This window comes from Pseudolysinimonas sp. (assembly GCF_057350545.1).
In genome coordinates this window covers 1-19,641 of the sequence record NZ_JBMRCP010000107.1, presented here as the reverse complement: position 1 = coordinate 19,641, position 19,641 = coordinate 1, and the positions used below count along the sequence as shown (strand labels likewise).

General features: G+C 70.7%; 17 protein-coding genes and 1 other RNA gene. 5 read left to right on the top strand and 13 right to left on the bottom strand.

Annotation, left to right across the window (positions count from 1 at the left end):
- A partial coding sequence (locus ACO1X9_RS15015) for a hypothetical protein (RefSeq protein WP_486351658.1) occupies positions 1-400 on the top strand: 400 nt, incomplete at its 5' end.
- Positions 401-418: 18 nt separating this feature from the next.
- Positions 419-757, top strand: coding sequence for a histone-like nucleoid-structuring protein Lsr2 (locus ACO1X9_RS15010; RefSeq protein WP_486351657.1), 339 nt, complete (start codon positions 419-421; stop codon positions 755-757).
- A 115-nt stretch (positions 758-872) separates the two neighbouring features.
- Here ACO1X9_RS15010 and ACO1X9_RS15005 read toward each other — a convergent pair whose 3' ends face one another.
- The 8 genes from ACO1X9_RS15005 to ACO1X9_RS14970 all read right to left on the bottom strand — a co-directional run bounded on the left by ACO1X9_RS15005 (position 873) and on the right by ACO1X9_RS14970 (position 9,030).
- Positions 873-1,553 carry a thymidine kinase gene (locus ACO1X9_RS15005; protein WP_486351656.1) on the bottom strand — a complete coding sequence of 227 codons (681 nt, stop codon included), beginning with the start codon at positions 1,551-1,553 and terminating at the stop codon, positions 873-875.
- A gap of 10 nt (positions 1,554-1,563) precedes the next feature.
- Positions 1,564-2,271, bottom strand: coding sequence for a response regulator transcription factor (locus ACO1X9_RS15000; protein WP_486351655.1), 708 nt, complete (start codon positions 2,269-2,271; stop codon positions 1,564-1,566).
- Positions 2,272-2,312: 41 nt separating this feature from the next.
- Positions 2,313-3,410, bottom strand: coding sequence for an Rv2578c family radical SAM protein (locus tag ACO1X9_RS14995; protein ID WP_486351654.1), 1,098 nt, complete (start codon positions 3,408-3,410; stop codon positions 2,313-2,315).
- 40 nt (positions 3,411-3,450) lie between these two features.
- On the bottom strand, positions 3,451-4,926 hold the full coding sequence (gene mqo / locus ACO1X9_RS14990) for a malate dehydrogenase (quinone) (RefSeq protein ID WP_486351653.1): 1,476 nt from the start codon (positions 4,924-4,926) through the stop codon (positions 3,451-3,453).
- Positions 4,927-4,966: 40 nt separating this feature from the next.
- A complete protein-coding gene (locus ACO1X9_RS14985; protein ID WP_486351652.1) occupies positions 4,967-5,887 on the bottom strand; it encodes a PDR/VanB family oxidoreductase in 921 nt (306 codons plus the stop codon).
- 32 nt (positions 5,888-5,919) lie between these two features.
- A complete protein-coding gene (locus tag ACO1X9_RS14980) occupies positions 5,920-6,450 on the bottom strand; it encodes an MSMEG_1061 family FMN-dependent PPOX-type flavoprotein (protein ID WP_486351651.1) in 531 nt (176 codons plus the stop codon).
- 205 nt (positions 6,451-6,655) lie between these two features.
- A complete protein-coding gene (locus ACO1X9_RS14975; RefSeq protein ID WP_486351650.1) occupies positions 6,656-7,273 on the bottom strand; it encodes an SGNH/GDSL hydrolase family protein in 618 nt (205 codons plus the stop codon).
- Between the two features lie 77 nt (positions 7,274-7,350).
- Positions 7,351-9,030, bottom strand: a complete 1,680-nt coding sequence (locus tag ACO1X9_RS14970; RefSeq protein WP_486351649.1) for a sigma-70 family RNA polymerase sigma factor — start codon at positions 9,028-9,030, stop codon at positions 7,351-7,353.
- Between the two features lie 170 nt (positions 9,031-9,200).
- Between ACO1X9_RS14970 and ACO1X9_RS14965 the strand changes: the two genes are divergently transcribed.
- A complete protein-coding gene (locus ACO1X9_RS14965; RefSeq protein WP_486351648.1) occupies positions 9,201-12,503 on the top strand; it encodes a hypothetical protein in 3,303 nt (1,100 codons plus the stop codon).
- 57 nt (positions 12,504-12,560) lie between these two features.
- On the opposite strand, the gene ACO1X9_RS14960 is transcribed toward ACO1X9_RS14965, so the two are convergent.
- Both ACO1X9_RS14960 and ACO1X9_RS14955 read right to left on the bottom strand, forming a co-directional pair.
- A complete protein-coding gene (locus ACO1X9_RS14960; RefSeq protein WP_486351647.1) occupies positions 12,561-13,616 on the bottom strand; it encodes an aspartate-semialdehyde dehydrogenase in 1,056 nt (351 codons plus the stop codon).
- 266 nt (positions 13,617-13,882) lie between these two features.
- Positions 13,883-15,157 carry an aspartate kinase gene (locus tag ACO1X9_RS14955; protein WP_486351646.1) on the bottom strand — a complete coding sequence of 425 codons (1,275 nt, stop codon included), beginning with the start codon at positions 15,155-15,157 and terminating at the stop codon, positions 13,883-13,885.
- A gap of 72 nt (positions 15,158-15,229) precedes the next feature.
- Between ACO1X9_RS14955 and ACO1X9_RS14950 the strand changes: the two genes are divergently transcribed.
- On the top strand, positions 15,230-16,027 hold the full coding sequence (locus ACO1X9_RS14950) for an endo alpha-1,4 polygalactosaminidase (protein ID WP_486351645.1): 798 nt from the start codon (positions 15,230-15,232) through the stop codon (positions 16,025-16,027).
- On the opposite strand, the gene ACO1X9_RS14945 is transcribed toward ACO1X9_RS14950, so the two are convergent.
- From ACO1X9_RS14945 to ACO1X9_RS14935, 3 genes are read right to left on the bottom strand one after another with little or no spacing between them, the layout of a single operon-like run.
- The gene (locus ACO1X9_RS14945) at positions 16,024-16,782 is read right to left on the bottom strand and encodes an HAD-IIB family hydrolase (protein WP_486351644.1); all 759 of its coding nucleotides are present in this window, start codon (positions 16,780-16,782) and stop codon (positions 16,024-16,026) included. The two genes, ACO1X9_RS14950 and ACO1X9_RS14945, sit on opposite strands and share 4 nt — an antisense overlap.
- A 16-nt stretch (positions 16,783-16,798) precedes the next feature.
- Positions 16,799-17,398, bottom strand: coding sequence for a recombination mediator RecR (gene recR, locus ACO1X9_RS14940; protein WP_486351643.1), 600 nt, complete (start codon positions 17,396-17,398; stop codon positions 16,799-16,801).
- A gap of 3 nt (positions 17,399-17,401) precedes the next feature.
- Entirely contained in the window at positions 17,402-19,459 is a 2,058-nt protein-coding gene (locus ACO1X9_RS14935; RefSeq protein ID WP_486351642.1) for a DNA polymerase III subunit gamma and tau, read from the bottom strand.
- A gap of 51 nt (positions 19,460-19,510) precedes the next feature.
- On the opposite strand from ACO1X9_RS14935, the gene ffs reads away from it, so the two are divergent.
- An RNA gene (gene ffs / locus ACO1X9_RS14930) (signal recognition particle sRNA small type) lies at positions 19,511-19,607 on the top strand.
- The last annotated feature ends 34 nt before the right edge of the window (positions 19,608-19,641 follow it).

Genomic DNA, 19,641 nt, shown 5'->3' with positions numbered 1-19,641 from the left:
GGTGCGCGCGGCCTCAGCCTGCGAGAGCCCCTGGACGGTGACAGCAGTGATGATCAGGCGAGCCTTCGACACCCCTCAGAGCGTGGCCGAGGGTTTCCTATGTCTTGAGACATGGGTTTCCTATGTCCTGAACCACGACACTGTTACCCCGACCAATGCGAAGAGGGCCGCCCGTCGGGCGGCCCTCTTCGCATTTCGTTCCGGCGTCAACAACCGGGCCCCCGCCGCCGGTTCCGGCGCGCCGCTCGGCGGCGTGACGGCCGTGCGCGTCGGGGCGTACCCAGTACCCAGCGAAATCGCACCGCGATTTCGCGTCATGTTTCCACAGCATGCGGAACGGCATTTCGCCCTAAGCGGTTTAGGCGCTAATCTAAACCCGCGGATCGGACTCACGTTCTGATTAAACGGGGAATCACAAATGAAGAAGCAAATCACGCAACTCGTCGACGACCTCGACGGCACCGTGCTCGAGAACGGCAGCGGCAGCACCGTGCGTTTCTCGCTCGAGGGACGCTCGTACGAGATCGACCTCTCCGACTCCAACGTCGACAAGCTGCGCGCAGCCCTCGCCCCGTTCATCTCGGCCGGTCGCTCGGTCGCGGGTGCCGGTCGCGGGTCGGGTGCGCGTCGTTCGTCGCGTTCGAGCGGCGGCGATCTCGCCGCGATCCGCTCGTGGGCTCAGTCGAACGGCTTCTCGGTGGGAGATCGCGGTCGCATCTCGGCCGACGTGCGCGAGGCGTACGAGCGCTCGCACTAGGTCTCGACACGCGCCCGGCGGGCGCTACTCGACCACCGAGGCACACGCTCCCGGCGGGCGCTACTCGACCACCGAGGCACACGCGCCCGGGGGGGCGCTACTCGACCACCGAGCGTTATGAGAAGTCGGCGTCGGGGCCGGAGTCGTAGCTGAAGTCGAGTCGCGGCTTCCAGCCGCGGTTGAGCACGCCGCCCGACTCCTCGAGGTAGCACGACGCGCAGAGCGACTCGTAGCCGACGTCGCCCTGACGGCCGGTCGTGGCGTCGATGGCGACCTGGTCGCCGTCGAAGATGAACACGCCGTCGACGGTGCGGGCGTTGAAGATCGCCTTGCGCCCGCACCGGCAGATCGTCTTGAGCTCTTCGAGCGAGTGCGCGATCTCGAGCAGCCGTCGGCTGCCCGGGAACGCGACCGTCTGGAAATCGGTGCGGATGCCGTAGGCGAGTACGGGGACGTCTTCGTCGATGGCGATGCGCAGCAGGTCGTCGACCTGACCTTCGTCGAGGAATTGCACTTCGTCGAGCAGGAGGCAGGCGACATCCTTGCCGGTTTCGCGGATGACCCGTTCACGCTGGCGCATGAAGGCCGCACGAACGTCTTCGCCCGCGGCGAGCGTGAAATCGACGGCGCGCGTGACACCGAGCCGCGAGACGATGGACGCCTGACCCTTGGAGTCGATCGCGGGTTTCGCCAACAGCACCTGCTGCCCACGTTCCTCGTAGTTGTAGGCGGCCTGGAGCAGCGCGGTGCTCTTGCCGGAGTTCATCGCTCCGTACCGGAAATACAGTTTCGCCACGGCTCAGAGGCTATTCGAGGTAGCCGTCTTCCGCGGCACGGCGGATGAGATCCGCCTTCTTGCTCGCGGGACGGTCGACGCGCGCGTACTTCTCGCGTACGCGTCGGAGGTAGGTCTTCGCCGTCTCGTATTGCACGTTCATGCGTGCAGCGACTTCGGTGGTGCTGAATCCGGTCACGTAGAGCCGCAGCGCCTCGGCTTCTCCGGGGCTGAGCTTCGGCCGGGTCTGCGGCACCGTTCCGGGGGCGGTCGGTCGCCAGACGCGCGCCGACGGGTCGCTCTGGATCCCCATGACCCGACGCGCCGTCTCCATGACCGCCGCCATGGTGAGCGACTTGGAGAGGAACGCGGCGGCGCCGGCGGCGAGTGCGCGTTCACGCGCTTCGCGAGTGTCGACGCTCGAGAGCACGATGACTTTCGCGCCGGCCGCGCGGCATGTGCGCACCCGCGCCTCGATCGAGACGGGCTCCTTGAGTTGGAAGTCGATGAAGACGAGGTCGGTGGGGAAGGCGGGGCTGTGCACGAGCTGGAGCCAGGTGGGCGCCATGAGCACGACCTCGAAGTCGGAGGCGTTGCCGGTGATCCAACTGCTCAGGCTGTCGAGCAGCACCTCATGGTCGTCGAGGATGGCGAGGCGCACCGGCGCGGAGCCCCGGCCGGCACCCGCTGACTCGCCGGGACGGGGCTGTCCTGGGTCGCTGTGCTGGATGGTGCTCACGTTTTCCACCCTATGTGCGATGTACCCCGATCGTCTCGAACTCAGAACAGTGTCGGCTGCAATCCTGCGGCGGCGGCGGCCGGGAGCTCGTTCGCAAGCATCCTGTCGCCGACGTTGCCGCGCGCTCGCGTGCGACCGATGACGCGCGGCAGGGGCGACCCCGTCGCGGGGTCGATGCGCGGCGGTCGCGTGAGCCCGTGCTTGCGCAGCAGCGGCCGCACTCGGGCGGCGAGCCACGTGCGGTACTCGGCCGGTGCGTACGCCTGACGCCCGGGATACATCGCGCCATAGCGCGGCAGCAGTTCGGGATGCTCGCGTGCGAGCCAGGTGAAGAACCACTCGCGCGCCCCGGTGCGCAGGTGCAGCGCCGAATAGGCGACCGACTCCGCCCCCGCCTCGGCGATCGCCGAGAACAGTCGGTCGAGGTGGTCGCTCGAGTCGGTGAGATAGGGCAGCACGGGCATGACGAACACCGAGCACGGCAGGCCGGCATCCCTGACCGCCCTGACGGTCGCGAGTCGGGCCTCCGTCGTCGGCGCGCCCGGCTCGACCGACGCGCGGAGGTCGCTGTCGATCACGTCGATCGTCATGGCGATCTCGATCGGCACGTGCTGCGCGGCCGCCCGGAGCAGCGGGATGTCGCGCCGCAGCAGCGTGCCCTTGGTGAGGATGCTGAACGGAGTGGCCGAGGCGGCGAGCGCCGCGATGATGCCGGGCATCAGGCGGTAGCGGCCCTCGGCGCGCTGGTACGGGTCGGTGTTGGTGCCGAGCGCGACGGGATGCCGTTCCCAGGACGGGCGGGCGAGCTCTTTCGCGAGCACTTCGGCGACGTTGACCTTGACGATGATCTCGGAGTCGAAGTCTTTGCCCGCGTCGAGGTCGAGGTAGGTGTGGGTGTTTCGGGCGAAGCAGAAGGTGCAGGCGTGACTGCATCCGCGGTAGGGGTTGATCGTCCAGGCGAACGGCAGCGCCGACGAGGAGCCGGGCACATGATTGAGCGCCGACTTGGCGAGCACCTCGTGGAAGGTGATGCCGGCGAACTCCGGTGTCTGCACCGACTTCACGAGCCCGCGCAGCGACCCGAGCCCGGGCAGCGCCGCGGTCGACTCCGCCGAGACCGCCTGCCCACTCCACCGCATCTCGTCATTCGAACACACGTTCGAATGACGCGCAAGGGGCTCAGGGGCGGATGCCGAGCGCCTCCGCCGTGCTCGCGAGCGCGGCCTTCGCGGCCGCCGGGTCGCTCGAGAGGGTTCCGCCATACGACGGGATCATCTTCACGAGCTGCGGCGTCCATGCCGACATCCGGTTCGGGAAGCACTTCGCGAGCACGTCGAGCATGATCGGCACGGCCGTCGAGGCGCCCGGGGAGGCACCGAGCAGGCCCGCGATCGTGCCGTCGGCGCCCGCGACGACCTCCGTGCCGAACTGGATGACCGCCTTGCCGTCGGCGTCGCGCTTCATGATCTGCACGCGCTGTCCGGCGGTGATGAGCCGCCAGTCCTTCTGCTGCGCCTTCGGCGCGAACTCCTGAAGAGCGCGGAAGCGGCGACGCGACGTCGTCAGCACCTCGCCGACGAGGTAGGTCACGAGCGACAGATTCTTGAGCCCGGCGCCGATGAAGGTGCCGAGGTTGTGCCAACGGAGGGCGGCGAACAGGTCGAGCACCGAACCCGACTTGAGGTATTTCGTCGAGAACCCCGCGTAGGGCCCGAAGAGCAGGCTCGCCTGCCCGTCGACGACGCGGGTGTCGAGATGCGGCACCGACATCGGCGGGGCGCCGACGGACGCCTTGCCGTATACCTTCGCCGCGTGCTGCCGCACGATCGCCGGGTCGTCGGTGCGCAGGAACTGCCCGCTGATCGGAAAGCCGCCGTAGCCGCGGATCTCGCGGATGCCCGACTTCTGCAGCAGATTGAGCGCCCCGCCGCCCGCGCCGACGAAGACGAACCGCGCCGCGTACTCGAGGCGCGTCGTGCCGACCTCGTGCCGCACCTTGAGGTTCCACAGCCCGCTCTTGCGCGACCGCGTGAGGCCCGTGACACGGTGGTTGAGCTTGAGCGTCGCGCCCTTCTCGACGAGTCCGTCGATGAGGCGGTGGGTGAGCGCGCCGAAGTCGACGTCGGTACCCGACGCGATGCGGGTGGCGGCGATCGGCTGGTCTTTGCGACGGCCGGGGATCAACAGCGGCGTCCACGACCGGATGACGGCCGCATCCTCGGTGTACTCCATGCCGGCGAAGAGCGGGTGGTCTTTGAGCGCGTCGAAGCGCTTGCGGAGGAACGCGACGTTGTCGTCCCCCCAGACGAGCGTCATGTGTGGGATCGGGTTGATGAAGCGGCCCGGCTCGGGGAGCATCCTCTCGCTCACGAGGAACGACCAGAACTGCCGGGAGACCTGGAACTGCTCGGCCACCTTCACCGCGTTGGCGATGTCGATCGAGCCGTCGCTGCGTTCCGGCGTGTAGTTCAACTCGCACAGGGCCGCGTGGCCGGTGCCGGCGTTGTTCCACGGATCGGAGGACTCGCGCGCGACGTCGCCGAGCGACTCGAAGATCGCGATCTTCCAGGTGGGTTCGAGACGGGAGAGCAGGGTTCCGAGGGTGGCGCTCATGACCCCGCCGCCGATGAGGGCGACGTCGAGGGGTTCAGTCACCCTCCGAGTCTACGTCGACCGGGAGGGCGTCGCCGTCCGGTCAGAGGTCGACGACGAGGCGCGGGCTCAGGGCCCGCGAGACGCACGGGTACATCGTCGTCGACGCGTCGTCGGCGGTGAGCGAGTCGCGGTGCTCCGGGGTGCCGTCGAGCACCTGGAGGGCGCACGATCCGCACACCCCGCGCAGGCACGAGCCGCCCGGGTCGAAGCCCGCAGCCTTCAGGATGCCGAGCATCGTGCGGTCGGGAGGGACCTGCAGCACCCGGCCCGTTCCCGCGACCTCGACCTCGAAAGGCTGGGGCTCCCCGAACTCGCGCGGCTTCGGCTCGAACCGCTCGAGGTGCAGCCTGCAGCCCCGGGCGAGTGGTGCCGCCTGCAGGGCGTCGGTGAACGGCGTCGGGCCGCACGTGTAGACGTCGGTGCCCGGCTCGAGCCCGCCGAGGAGCGCCCCGAGGTCGAGTCGCCCACTCGCCGCGCTCGCGTGCACCGTCACGCGGTCGCCGAGCGCCGCGAGCTCCTCGGTGAACGCGGCATCTCCCGGGCTACGCACCGCGTAGATCAGCCGCCAGTCGGCCCCGGTCGCGGCGAGATGGCGTGCCATCGCGAGGATCGGGGTGATGCCGACGCCCGCTGCGAGCAGCAGGTACGACGCCGCGTCGCCGAGCTCGAACAGGTTGCGCGGTGGTCGCACGAAGACGCGGCTGCCGACGCGTAGCTGCGTGTGGATGTAGTGCGAACCCCCGCGCGAGAGCGGCTCGTTGAGCACGGCGATACGGTACGACCGCGTGTCGGCGGGATCGCCGCACAGCGAGTACTGCCGCTCGTGCCGCGTGACGAGTTGCACGTCGAGGTGTGCACCGGGCTCCCACGGGGGGAGCGGTTCGCCCGACGGATGCTCGAGACGCACGCTCACGATCGACGGAGTCTCGCGTGTGATCTCGCTCACCACGAGGGGGAGCATCCCGGAACGGTCGCGCATTCGGGCTCTGCGACTCAGTACAGGTTCTGGTAGCCGTCGCCGGCGACGGCGTCGTCGATGACCTGCGCGATCTCCGGGTCGAAGCCCGACATGCTCGCCCAGATCGTGCCCGAGCTCGGCACCTCGGCGGCGAGGTCCTGCATCTCCGGGTCCCAGAGGCCGGAACGCAGCAGCGCGCGGCCGCAGTGCAGATACGCCTGGTCGATGTTCACGACGATCGCGAGGTTCGGCGGGGAGTGGTCCTGTTCGAGCATCCGCAGAACGTCGGGATCGTCGGTGAGGTACGCGCGTCCGTTGATGCGCAGGGTCTCCGTCATGCCGGGCACGAAGCACAAGAGCCCGACGTGCGGATTCTCGAGAATGTTCGTCATCGAGTCGGCGATCCTGTTGCCGATGCGGTCGGGGATGACGACGGTGCGGTCGTCGATCGCCCGCACGAAGCCGGGATAGTCGCCGCGCGGGGAGCTGTCGCAGTTGCCCTCGGCGTCGGAAAGTGGCGAGCGTCGCGAACGGCGAGTGGGCGAGGAAGGTCTTGCAGTTCTCATCGAGGAAGTCGGTGATCTTCTGCAGAGCGGGCGGATCGGGGTAGCCCAGCCTGGCGCGCAGTCCTTCCAGGTCGACCCGGGCGAACTCGGTCGAGAGCATGACAGACCTCCTCGTCCTCGACGATACGGCGCTCGAGGGGTCCGGCTCATGGGGCGACGGCACACGGTTGGTGCCGCGACTGTGTCCTCGCCACAGAGGCGGCGTCTACAGGCCGAGCCGGGTGAGCTCGGCGTCCATCCGCCGGGTCATCTCGGCGTACCCGGCGTCGTTGGGGTGCAGTCCATCCGCAGCCATCCACTCGGGATGCCCTTCGATCCAGTGCGACGCGTCGGGAATCCAGTCCGCGCCGACGCGATCGGCGGCATCCTTCACCCAGCCGATGATGATCTCGACCGACTCCGGACGCTCGTCGGTGTACCAGAACGGCTCGACGACGATGAGACGCGCGTCGGGCAGCTGCGTCGTGAGGAGGTCGAGATCGTCGTCGATGGCCTCCCGGATGCGCTCGGCCCCGTACGCGTAGGAGAAGTTGTCGTTGAGACCCATCGTGACGAACACGATGTCGGGCTGCCGCTCGACGATGAGTGACGGCAGGTCGGCCGCGAGCCGGCGGTTGTTCACGAAGCCGAGGCCGTTGACGCTCGGATTGAACTCCGTCCACCCGCGCTCGGCGCAGATGATCGTCGACCACCGGTTCGCCGGGTCGGACGCCCCCGTGCCGAGCGTGTACGAGTCGCCGTAGAAGGCGACGACAGGTGCCTCGGGAACGGGCGCGTCGTCGAGTCCTGTCGGGCTGGACGAGCAGGCGGTCAGGAGCGCCACTCCGAGCGCAAGCAGCGCGACGCCTCCGACCCTCATACGAGGTGTTCGGAGCGGAGACCTCGTATGGATGTCGCGCCTCACGGCACGGTCGCGGTGAGCCCCGGCGACGAGGCGGCGAGCGACCCGTCCTGCACGTAGCCGTAGTCGTAGTTCACGACGGTGCCGCTGGGGAGGGCCGGGAGCGCGACCGTCGCCGTCGCGGCTCCCGTCGCGTCGAACGTGCCGGCCGCCACCACGGCACCCCCGCCCGGCTCCCGCACCTCCCACGCGGCCCCGGCCCACCCCTCGAGCTGCCAGCTCGCGACACCGCCCGCGACCGAGCCGTCGGTCGAGACGACCGTGGCATTGAAGACCGCGGAGGCCACGAGCTCGACGGGGCCGGAGCTCAGGCCGTCGCGCACCTGGCGCACCACGAGCGTCACCAGGATCGGCGTGACGCCTGCCGCCTCCGGGGTCGTCCAGGTGCCGTCGGGCGCGACGACGACACTCGCGAGGAGCGTCTCCGGTGAGGTGACACCGGTCACGACCGAGGTCGTCGTGCCCCAGAGCTCGACCGTCGCTCCCGGCGCGTCGCCCGCGCCGGTCGCCGCGACACGTCCGGTCACGGGATCGAAGTCGATTGTCGGCGCGGCGGGTGCCGGCGGCGCGACCGGCGGCGGTACGACGGGAGGCACCACGGGAGGGGCGACCGGCGGCGCCACCCGCGGAGGTGGCGGGGAAGGAGCCGGTGTGTCGACGGGAGACGGCTCGGGGGTCGCGGGTTCGTCGCTCGGGGTCGGACTCGAGGTCTCGGGGGGTGGCTCGGCGACCGGTGCGCCGGCGCGCGGAAGCGACGCGGCGAGGGCGGCCGAGGCGACGACGAGCACCACCGCCGCCGCGAGGGCGGCCATGAGAAGCGGCGAGCGCGGACGCGGCACGGCCGCCGGAGGCGACGCAGGGCCGCCCGACGCCGACGCGCCGGATTCGCCGCGGCGGGCGAGCAGGGCGGCGGCTCCCGCGCTGCCGAGCAGCAGCGGCAAGAGGAGGACGGCCAGACGTCCGCTCGCGTCGCCGACCTCCGCGAGGAGCGCCGTGCACCGCTCGCAGCCGGAGAGATGCTCGTCGAAGCGCTCACGAGCCCGCCGCGGGAGCCCGCCGCGCGAGTACTCGCCCATACGATCCGTCGTCCACCGGCATCCCTCGGGCACGCCGTTCTCGTTGACATGAGCCTGCAGCCACGCGCGCTTGAGTCCCTCACGCGCCCTGACGGCGAGCGCAGAGGTCGCGTTGGGAGAGAGGCCCAGGAGCGGTGCGGCCTGAGCCGGCTCCATCCCTTCGATCTCCAGGTACCAGAGCACGCTCTGCCACCGTTCCGGAAGGGTGCGGAACGCGCGGAAGCCGATCGTGCGCTCGGCCGCCGCGAGTTCCGGTCCGGGGAGCGCGAGCTCGTCCTCCGGAGCATCCTCGAGGGGCATCGTCGGCGGCCGGCGCCAGTCGAGCGCGACGTTGCGGATGGCCCGGTAGAGGTACGGACGGAAGGCGCCGTGCGGACCCCCGCCGCGCTGCAGTGCGGCGAAGATGCGGAGCGACGCCTCGGAGAGCAGGTCGTCGGCATCCGCGATCTGGGCGTACTGCCGGGCCGCGACGATGCCGGCTCTCGAGTGCCGACTCCAGAGCTCCGCGAACGCCGCACGATCGCCCGCGCGCGCCGCAGCGGCCAGGGCCTCGTCCGCCCAGGCCCGAACATCCTCTTCGTCGCGCGCCATACCAGTCGTCATCGGATAACACTCCCGTCGGAGGGCGATCGTGACGGCGTTCGCTCGGTCAATCGCGAAAGGGAGGGAATCTCAGGCTAATCCCGGAACTCGCGTCACGATCACCCCCGGATCGACGTGTCACCACGTGGGGGCCTGTGTGTGCCCCCGTTCGTCCAAGGGGGATTCTCGCTATGCACCACCATGCCCGCAGCCGCTCGACCGCAGACTCCGGAGCGCGACGCGTCGCTCGGCGCGGCCTCGCCGCCCTGACCGCCGTCGTCCTCGGCGCCGCACTCGCGCTCGCCGGGGTGACCGCCGCCCAGGCCGTGGCCGTCGGTCTCAGCATCCAGGCGACCAACGCCACCACGCAGCCGTCCGGGGCTACCTTCACGTACCAGATCAACCTCGCCTGCGCCGGGACGAACGCCCCGACCTGCGACGACGCGGTCGTCACCATCCCGCTCGACTCGGCCGTCGACATGAGCGGATGGGGCTTCGACGTGGGCGGCGGACCCGCCGGCTTCATCCAGGGCTGGGTCGTCGATCCGGTCGCGCGCGAGCTCGTCGTGACCCTCGCCGACTCGATCCCGGCGGGCAGCTCGCAGAGCATCCTGCTGTCGGTGATCCCGCCCAACCTGCAGACCGCCCACGGCACCTCGTGGAGCCTGCTGCCGTCGGTGTCGAGCACCGACCCCGACATGACCGGCACCGTGGCACCCGAACCCGCCGTCGGCACGGCGACCGCGACCGTGCCTCTCACCGTCGCCAAGACGAGCGATCGCACCTTCTACGAGGAGGGCGACACCATCACGTACACGCTGCGCGCGACGTGCCCCGCGAGCAAGCCGGTCGGCTCGGTGTACGCCGCCGACCTCACCGTCACCGACGTGCTCCCCGCGGGTCTCACGTTCCTGTCGGCCACACCGGCGCCCACGACCTCCGACCCCGTGACGGGCGCGCTCGAGTGGGTGTACCCGGATGCCGCGAGCGTGCCCGTCGCGTGCGGCGGCACCTCCCCCGGTGCGGCCGCCGACACCATCACGGTGCTGGCACAGGTCGGCACGGTCGGCGGCGCGGGCTCGGACTTCGCCCCCTACGAGAACGTGCCCAACACCGTGAGCGCCGTCGCGACCCCGCTCGGCGGCGGCGACCCGGCGAGCGCCGAGGGCACCCGCACCGTCGTCGTGCTCGCCGTCGGCGACCCCGAGATCCCGGGCACCCACTCGCTCGGCAAGTCGTCGGCGGCGCCGCTGAACCGTGCGGCGACGGGGAGCCCCGACCGCCGCGCGACCTACCCCGGCCGGTGGCTGCCCAACGGCGACAACTCGACGCGCCCGGCGTCGGTGCTCGACGCCGCACCGGCGACCTACACGATCAGCCCCCGCATCCAGTACGAGTCGTTCCAGTACCGGATCGAGGACAAGCTGCCCTGCCTCGCCGACCTCTCACCGAGCGGGGTCTACACCGCGAGCGCCGGCATCTGCGCCGCTCCCGCGTTCCATCTGCTCGGCGTGCGGCTCGAGTACTCGGGCGACGCCCCGGCGATCGGATACGCGCCGCAGTACGTCGACATCGCCGGGGTGGTGCACGACCTCGAGTTCGAGACCTCCGGCGGCGGCTGGGCGGGCTGGGTCGTGCCGACGGCCGACCTGACACGGGTCTCCGCGATCGTCATCCCGCGCGACCCGAGCCAGGAGTCGCGGCGGGCGGACAACATCCGCGTGTACGGCTATGCCGATCCGTCGACCCAGGACGGCCAGACGCTGCAGAACCGCGCGAGCATCGAGTGGTTCCTCCGTTCGGACGCGACGCCCGTGGCCTCGGCGACGTCGGGGCCGGCGGATGTCTTCATCCTCAACGCGCCGCAGATCGGCATCACCAAGACGATGTCGAACGTCGGGGCTGCGACCGGCGGTCAGGCCCGCGTGCAGCTCACGGCGACGCTGTTCAGCCCCGGCGTCCCCGGTGCCGACCTCGTCGTCGCCGACCTCCTGCCGGCGGACACGGGGCTCGCGACCGATCCCACCACGATCACCGCGCAGCTCACCCGACCGGGAGGCACGACGCTGGCGTTCACGGCGGCCGAGCTCGACATCGAGGTGATCGCCGACCACGCGCCCGGGCGCGATCTCGTGCGCGTCGTCCTGCCGGCGTCGGAGCTGCCCGCCGAGGCGGGACGGTTCACGCTGACGCTGTCGCCGCTGGTCGTCGACAAGCCGAGCGACCCCGGCGTGTACACCAACACCGCGCGCGTCTTCTACGACGACGCCGACCTGCTGCCGAGCTGCGCCGAGGGCGAGTACGCGCCGGCCGACGACGACGGTGTGCGCCCCGATCCGTCGGACGCCCCGGCGAACTGCGAGGCGAGCGCCGTGTTCCGCACGGTCACCTCGACGTCCGGGCAGTTCCTGCTCGAGAAGACGGTGCAGGGCGACTACGACACGACACCGCAGACCTTCCCGGCGGTCGGGCACGTGAAGCTGACCGACGGACTCGCCGACTACGCGATCACCTGGACGAACACGGGCGCGCCGACGCTCGAGGGCGTCGTGCTCTACGACGTCTTCCCGCACGTCGGCGACACGGGCGTGAGCGGGGCGCAGGCCGGTGAGCCGCGCGGCAGCGCGTTCCGGCCGCTCCTGGAGTCGATGGGCGCCGCGCCCGCGGGTGTGACGATCGCCTATTCGGCCTCGGCCGACGCCTGCCGACCCGAGGTGCACCCCACCCAGGGTGCGTGCGTCGACGACTGGACGACCGACCCCGCCGCATTGGGCGGGCTGAGCGCGGTGCTCGCGGTGCGGCTCGTGGCGGCCGACGAGTACGACACGGGCGAGGGCTTCACCCTCGGCTACCGCATGAGCGTGCCCACCGTGTCGAAGGACCTCGTCGCCTGGAACAGCGTCGCCGCGTTCGGGCAGACGACAACCGGCGTCGCGCTGCTGCCGACGGAGTCTCCGAAGGTCGGCATCACCGCCTCCGACGACAGGTTCACGCTCGAGAAGGCGGTGGATGCTGCGGCCGCCGTGCCGGGAGACACCCTCGGCTACACCGTCACGGTGGGCAACACCGGCACCCGGGCGAGCGTGCCGACAACGGTGCGTGACGTGCTCCCGGCGGGTCTCACGTTCGTCTCCGCGACGGCGGGAGGAAGCTACGACGCGGCCACCCGGACGGTGAGCTGGAGCATCCCGGCGATCCCGCGGGACGACGTGATCGTGCTCGAGGTGACGGCCACCGTCGACGCGCGGCAGGCGGTCGGCGAGCTCGTCAACACCGCGATGCTCGTGAACCCCGCGGGCTACTCGCCGCCGGTCGTCGCGGGTCCGTGCGCGACCGACCCCGACGCCTCGTGCGCCCGCACGACGGTGCCGATCACCCCGAGCGCGCTCGGTGCGACGGGCTCGACGCTCGCCCCCGCGGGCCTCCTCGCGGGTGTGCTCGCCGTCGTCGGCGGCGCCGTCCTCGTGGTGCTGCGGCGGCGCGCGACCGTGTGAGCCGTCCGGCGCCGTCGCGGCGGGGTGTCCCCCGTCCCGCCGGGCGGCGCCGGACTCTCAGGCGACGGGAAGACGCGCGGCGACGAGCTCGGCAATCTGCACCGCGTTGAGCGCGGCGCCCTTGCGGAGGTTGTCGTTGGAGATGAAGAGCACGAGCCCGCGCCCCTCGGGCGCGCTCTGGTCGGCGCGGATGCGACCGACGAGGCTCGGGTCGGCGCCGGCGGCGTCGAGCGGCGTCGGCACGTCCATGAGCTGCACGCCCGGGGCCGCGGCCAGCAGTTCGGTCGCGCGCTCCGGCGAGAGCGGCCGGGCGAACTCGGCGTTGATGCTCAGCGAGTGCCCGGTGAAGACGGGGACGCGCACGCACGTGCCCGCGACGCGCAGGTCGGGGAGCTCGAGGATCTTGCGGCTCTCGTTGCGGAGCTTCTTCTCCTCGTCGGTCTCGCCGAGGCCGTCGTCGACGATCGAACCGGCGAGCGGCACGACGTTGAAGGCGATGTTCTTCGGGAACTTGACGGGGGCCGGGAGAGTCACCGCACCGCCGTCGTGCACGAGGCCCAGGACATCCTGGGTGGCCGCCGCCTGCGCCTGCTCGGCCAGCTCCTCCCCGCCCGCGAGACCCGCGCCGGAGACCGCCTGGTAGGTGCTCACGACGAGGCGCTCGAGGCCTGCCTCGGCATCCAACACCTTGAGCACGGGCATCGCGGCCATCGTCGTGCAGTTCGGGTTGGCGATGATGCCCTTCTTCGCCTCGTCGAGGGCGTGCGGGTTCACCTCGCTCACGATGAGCGGCACGTCGGGATCCATGCGCCACGCGCTCGAGTTGTCGATGACGAGCACGCCGGCGGCGGCGAAGCGGGGGGCCTGCACCTTCGACATCGTCGCGCCGGCGCTGAAGATCGCGGCGTCGAGGCCGGTCGGGTCGGCCGTGGCCGCATCTTCGACGACGATCTGCTCACCGCGGAAGGGGAGCGTCGTGCCGGCCGACCGCTCCGAGGCGAAGAAGCGGAGCTCCGCGATCGGGAAGTCCCGCTCCTCGAGGAGTCGACGCACGACCGCGCCGACCTGACCGGTGGCGCCGACGACGCCGAGACGGATGCCCGTGGTGCTCATACCGCGAAAGCTTACGGGCGCAGAGGGGCGTCCGCCGACGACGACCGGTCACCCGCGGCACGATTCCCGCCACCGATCCGGCAGCGCGGGGAAGCCGTCACGGCGGGTCCCCCGACCCGCCGTGACCGGCGATCATTCGCGGGCCCCCCGACCCGCGGTGCGATCACGATAGCCGTGCGCGACCGGGTGACGCCACAAACATGAGAGAAACCTCATCTTGGCGCCCGGCCCCAATTCGAGGGACAGTCAGCACCCCACGTTCGGGCTCAGCGGCCGGTGCCGCCGTGCACGACGGCCTCTTCGTCACCGTCGAGGCCGAACGCGGTGTGCACGATGCGCATCGCGTGCTGGAGCTGGTCGGCGCGCGTGACGACCGAGATGCGGATCTCGGAGGTGGAGATCATCTCGATGTTGATACCGGCCTCGGACAGCGCCGTGAAGAGCTGGGCCGACACCCCGGCGCTCGTGCGCATCCCGGCACCCACGACGGCGAGCTTGCCGATCTGGTCGTCGTACTGCAGCGACTGGAAGCCGGCCTGGGGCTGCTCGGCGGTGAGGGCCGTCATGACCTTCTCGCCCTCGACCTTGGGCAGCGTGAACGAGATGTCGGTGAGACCCGTCGCGGCGGCCGAGACGTTCTGCACGATCATGTCGATGTTGGCGCCCGTCTTGGCGACGATCGTGAAGATCTCGGCGGCCTTGCCCGGCACGTCGGGCACGCCGACGACGGTGACCTTGGCCTCGTTGAGGTCGCCCGCGACGCCCGTGATGATCGGCTCTTCCACGCCGGTTCCTTCCTCGTGCAGTTCGACGGGCAGCACCATGGTGCCCTCGTTGTTGTTGAAGCTCGACCGCACGTGGAGCGTCACACCGTGGCGGCGCGCGTACTCGACGGCGCGGATGTAGAGCACCTTCGCTCCCGCCGCCGCGAGCTCGAGCATCTCCTCGCTCGTCAGCTTCTCGAGCTTGTGCGCCTTCGGCACGACGCGCGGGTCGGCGGTGAAGACCCCGTCGACGTCGGTGTAGATCTCGCAGACGTCGGCCCCGAGCGCCGCGGCGAGCGCGACGGCGGTCGTGTCCGAGCCGCCCCGGCCGAGAGTCGTGATGTCTTTGCTGTCGCGGTTGAACCCTTGGAATCCGGCGACGATCGCGATCGCACCGGCATCGAGGGCTTCGCGCACGCGACCCGGGGTGACATCCACGATGCGCGCCGAACCGTGCCGGTCGTCGGTGATCATGCCGGCCTGGCTGCCGGTGTAGGAACGTGCGTCGTGCCCGAGGCTCTTGATCGCCATCGCGAGGAGCGCCATCGAGATGCGCTCCCCCGTCGTCAGCAGCATGTCCATCTCACGCGCATCCGGGATCGGCGTGACCTCGTGCGCGAGATCGATGAGCTCATCCGTCGTGTCGCCCATCGCCGACACGGCGACGACGACGTCGTTGCCCGCCTTCTTGGTCTCGACGATGCGCTTCGCCACACGCTTGATGCTCTCGGCGTCGGCGACGCTCGAGCCGCCGAACTTCTGCACGATGAGGCTCACGGTGGTGCTCCTGAGAGGTGGGATGAGGGCACGCGGCCCGGCGGTCAGTTTAGCGGCGTGAGAATGGGGGCTATGACGCGCACCGTCGGACTGCTCGCCGGGATCGCCGCCGTCGCGCTGCTCTCGGGCTGCGTTGGCCAGGAACCGGCCCCGCCGGAGGTTCGCCTGCCTCCCGCGGGAGCGGCGTTCGACTACCAGCTCGGCGGTGCCTACGACCCGCCGGAGGGCGTGTCGGTGGTCGCGCGGGATGCCACGGCTGAGCCGTCGGGGCTCTACGACATCTGCTACGTGAACGGCTTCCAGACGCAACCGGGCGACGGGGAGCACTGGCTGACCGAGCATCCCGACCTCGTGCTGCGGGATGCCGAGGGCGAGCCGGTCGTCGACCCCGACTGGCCCGACGAGTACCTGCTCGATACGTCGACCGAGGAGAACCGGATGGCGATCGCGGCGCTGCTCGGCACGGTCGTGGCGTCGTGCGCGACGTCGGGCTTCGACGCCGTCGAGATCGACAACCTCGACACGTACTCCCGGTCGGACGGCGCCCTGACGCTCGAGCACAACATCGACCTCGCCGCCCGCTACGCCCGAGTGGCCCACGACCTCGGGATGGCGGTCGCGCAGAAGAACGGTGCGGGGTCGTCGGCCGTGCTGAAGCGCGAGGTCGGATTCGACTTCGCCGTCACCGAGGACTGCGCGCGCTACGAGGAGTGCGGCGACTACACCGACGCGTATGGCGACCTCGTGTTCGACATCGAGTACTCGCCCGAGCACCTCGAGGCCGCGTGCGCCGCCGTCGGGAGCGCGGTGCTGCGCGACCTCGACCTCACACCCGTCGGCTCGGCCGGTTACGTCTTCGAGACCTGCTAGCGACCCGCGAGGAACTGCTCGACGACCTCGGCGGTGTCCTCCCAGCCCTCGACCGCGCGAGTCGGGATGCCGAGCGCGATCACCGGGAAGTCGTTGCCGTCTGGGTCGAGCCGGTCGCCGACGAAGAGCATCTCGTCGAACGGGATGCCGGTGAGCTCGGCCAGGCGGCTCATGCCGTACGCCTTGTCGATGCCACGGCGCGTGATATCGATGCTCGTCGAGCCACCGGAGCGCACCTCGAGGTCGGGGAGGTGCTCCTGCACGGCGGCGCGGAGGGCGTTCTTCTTCTCGCCCGTCGGATCCCAGGCCTTCTTCGCGTCGACGGGCGCGGACTGGCCGAGCGCCGAGAAGGTGATCTGCGAGCCGCGGTCTTCGAGGATGTCGCCCCACGTCTCGCTCTCCCAGAAGCCGAGGCGCTTCGCCTCGAGTTCGACCGCCGCGAGCGCGGCCGCCTTCTGGACGTCGGTGAGGTTCTCGGCGTACTGCTGCCGCCATCCCGAGCCGTCGTGCAGGTAGTACTGGGTGCCGCACGTCGGCATGAGGTGCATGCGCGCGAGCGCCTCCGGCGCGACAGGGAGGTTCGCGATGAGCTGGCTCTCGAACTGGCCGAATTGGCCGCCCGAGATGACGCACACCTCGACCTCGCCCAGCAGCTTCACGAGCAGATCGCCCATCCGCGGGTCGATCGCGGTCTTCGACGGCGCGAGGGTGTCGTCGAGGTCGAACGCGACGAGCCGGACGCTGGTGGTGGTCACGGGCATCCAGTCTGCCTCACGACTCGACGGTGCGGCGTCCTTCGAAGGCCCGCCCGAGGGTCACCTCGTCGGCGTACTCGAGGTCGCCGCCCACCGGCAGCCCCGACGCGAGACGGGTGACCGTGAGCCCGGGCTGCACGAGCAGGCGCGTGAGGTAGGTGGCGGTCGCTTCACCCTCGAGATTCGGGTCGGTCGCGATGATGACCTCGGTGACCGTCGAGTCCGCGAGCCGCTGCACGAGCTGCGTGATGCGGAGGTCGTCGGGGCCGATGCCGTCGATCGGGCTGATCGCCCCGCCGAGCACGTGGTAGAGCCCGCGGAACTCCCGCGTGCGCTCGATCGCGACGACATCCTTCGCCTCCTCGACGACGCAGATGGTCGCCGGGCTGCGGCGCGGGTCGCGGCAGATCGAGCACGTGTCCTGCTCGGCGACGTTGCCGCAGATCGAGCAGAACCTCACCTTGTCGCGCACATCCATGAGCACCTGCGCGAGCCGGGTCACGTCGAACGACTCGGTCTGCAGGATGTGGAACGCGATGCGCTGCGCCGACTTCGGCCCGATTCCGGGCAGTCGTCCGAGTTCGTCGATGAGTTCCTGAACGATTCCCTCGTACACGCGCTAGCTCTCCGGGGTGTCGAGAGCGGCGGGCGGGTCCTTCGGGCGGAGGCTCTGCTCTTCGAGGAAGTTCGCCCCCAGGATCTCCCGCACGACCGCCTCGCCGTAGCGCGCCTTGCCGTCGGCCGTCGTCGCTTGCGGGGCGCGTTTGGCCGGTTCCGCCACCGAGGTGGCTGGCTCGGCCGGGGGTACGGATGCCGGCGACGCCTCCGTCGGCGGCTCGGGCTCGCGCGCGTCGACGGCGGTCGCGGCGGCGTCGGGTGCGTCGGGTGCGCTCGACGGGATCGCGACGACGTTCCACTGAGGCGCGGGCGGGAGGGGGTTCTCGTCCTGGGGAGCGACCTGGGTCTTCGCGGCGACTGCCTTCTCAGGTGTCGCCTTCTCGGGCGCCGCCTTCGTGGCGGGCGGGTCGGCGGGGTCGTGGCGCGTGAGGAACTTGACGCGCACGCCGAGCACCTGGTGGATGGCGCCGCGGAGGTGCTCGCTGATGCTCTCCCCGGGCGCCTGCGGCTGACGGAACGACTGCACATCGGCCTCGGTCGAGAAGGCGACGGTCAGCACGTCGACCTCGAACGCGCGCGGCGAAGCAGCGGAGAGCGACATCCATGAGGTGCGCTTGAGGTCTTTCACGACCTCGAGGATCTCGGGCCACGCGTCGCGGATCTGCTGGAGGGTGACGGGGGCGGCAGGGGCGGCGGGCTCCTCCTCGGCCGCGGGTGGTTCTTCGGTGACCGGCTTTCGAAGCGGCGGCTCCTCCCCCCGTGTGTCCGGCGGCGCCGGGCGCCCCTCGGCCTGTGGCTTCTCGGGGGCGGCGGCCTCCTTCGCCTTGCGGGCCGCGCTCAGATCGACGGGCTCGACCGCGGGCCGGTCGGGCGCCGAACGCATCGACGGGTGCTCGTCGATGCCGATGCGCCGCTCGAGCCGCTCGACGCGGGCGAGAGCGCCGCGCTCCGACTCGTCGGCGGCGGGCACGAGCAGTCGCGCGACCATGAGCTCGAGGTGCAGCCGCGGGGAGGTGGCACCGGTCATCTCGGTGAGCGCCGTGTTCACGACGTCGGCGGCCCGGGAGAGCTCGGCCGCACCGAACGCGGCCGACTGCGCCGCCATCCTGTCGATCTCGTCGAGCGGAACGCCGCGCAGCACAGCGGAGGCGCCGTCGCGGGTCGCCGCGACGACGATGAGGTCGCGCAGGCGCTCGAGCAGGTCTTCGACGAACCGACGCGGGTCTTGTCCGGTCTGGATGACGCGGTCGATCGCGCCGAAGACCGCCGCCGCGTCGCGGGCGCCGAGCGCGTCGACGACCTCGTCGAGAAGGGCGCCGTGGGTGTACCCGAGCAGCGCCACGGCGCGTTCGTAGCCGATCGTCGAACCCTCGGAGCCTGCGATGAGCTGGTCGAGCAGCGAGAGCGTGTCGCGCACCGAGCCGCCGCCGGCGCGCACGACGAGCGGCAGCACGCCGCCCTCGACGTCGACCTTCTCCTGGCCGCAGAGCTCTTGTACGTAGTCGAGCATCTGCGCGGGCGGCACCAGCCGGAACGGGTAGTGGTGGGTGCGGCTGCGGATCGTGCCGATGACCTTGTCGGGCTCGGTCGTGGCGAAGATGAACTTGATGTGCTCGGGTGGCTCCTCGACGAGCTTGAGCAGCGCATTGAACCCCTGCGGCGTCACCATGTGCGCCTCGTCGAGGATGAAGATCTTGTAGCGGTCGCGGGCGGGCGCGAACGCCGCGCGCTCGCGCAGGTCGCGGGCGTCGTCGACGCCGTTGTGGCTCGCGGCGTCGATCTCGACGACGTCGAGCGATCCGCTGCCGTCGCGCGCGAGCTCGACACACGATGCGCACGTACCGCACGGAGTGTCGGTCGGCCCGGCCGCGCAGTTGAGGCAGCGGGCGAGGATGCGCGCACTCGTCGTCTTGCCGCATCCCCGGGGACCCGAGAAGAGGTACGCATGGTTGACCCGGTCGGTGCGCAGGGCCGTGCGGAGCGGATCCGTCACCTGCGCCTGGCCGATCAGCTCGGCGAACGTCTCGGGCCGATAGCGGCGGTACAGGGCGGTGACCACGTGTAGAGGGTACCCGCCACGTGAGACGGAGGCTGAGGCCCTACACTGGACGACGGCTCTCCGCGTGGCGCCATCCAGGCCAACTCCCCCAGGACGGAAACGTAGCAAGGGTAACCGGGCTCTGACGGGTGCGCGGAGGGTCCTCAGGAGGATTCGCCTAGTGGCCTATGGCGCACGCTTGG

Coding starts and splice junctions, on each gene's coding strand:
- ACO1X9_RS14950 (WP_486351645.1), top strand. CDS start 15,230: ATGACGCGCACCGTCGGACTGCTCGCCGGGATCGCCGCCGTCGCGCTG.
- ACO1X9_RS14970 (WP_486351649.1), bottom strand. CDS start 9,030: ATGACGACTGGTATGGCGCGCGACGAAGAGGATGTTCGGGCCTGGGCG.
- ACO1X9_RS14980 (WP_486351651.1), bottom strand. CDS start 6,450: ATGAGAACTGCAAGACCTTCCTCGCCCACTCGCCGTTCGCGACGCTCG.
- ACO1X9_RS14985 (WP_486351652.1), bottom strand. CDS start 5,887: ATGCTCCCCCTCGTGGTGAGCGAGATCACACGCGAGACTCCGTCGATC.
- ACO1X9_RS14995 (WP_486351654.1), bottom strand. CDS start 3,410: ATGCGGTGGAGTGGGCAGGCGGTCTCGGCGGAGTCGACCGCGGCGCTG.
- ACO1X9_RS14960 (WP_486351647.1), bottom strand. CDS start 13,616: ATGAGCACCACGGGCATCCGTCTCGGCGTCGTCGGCGCCACCGGTCAG.
- ACO1X9_RS15010 (WP_486351657.1), top strand. CDS start 419: ATGAAGAAGCAAATCACGCAACTCGTCGACGACCTCGACGGCACCGTG.
- ACO1X9_RS14965 (WP_486351648.1), top strand. CDS start 9,201: ATGCACCACCATGCCCGCAGCCGCTCGACCGCAGACTCCGGAGCGCGA.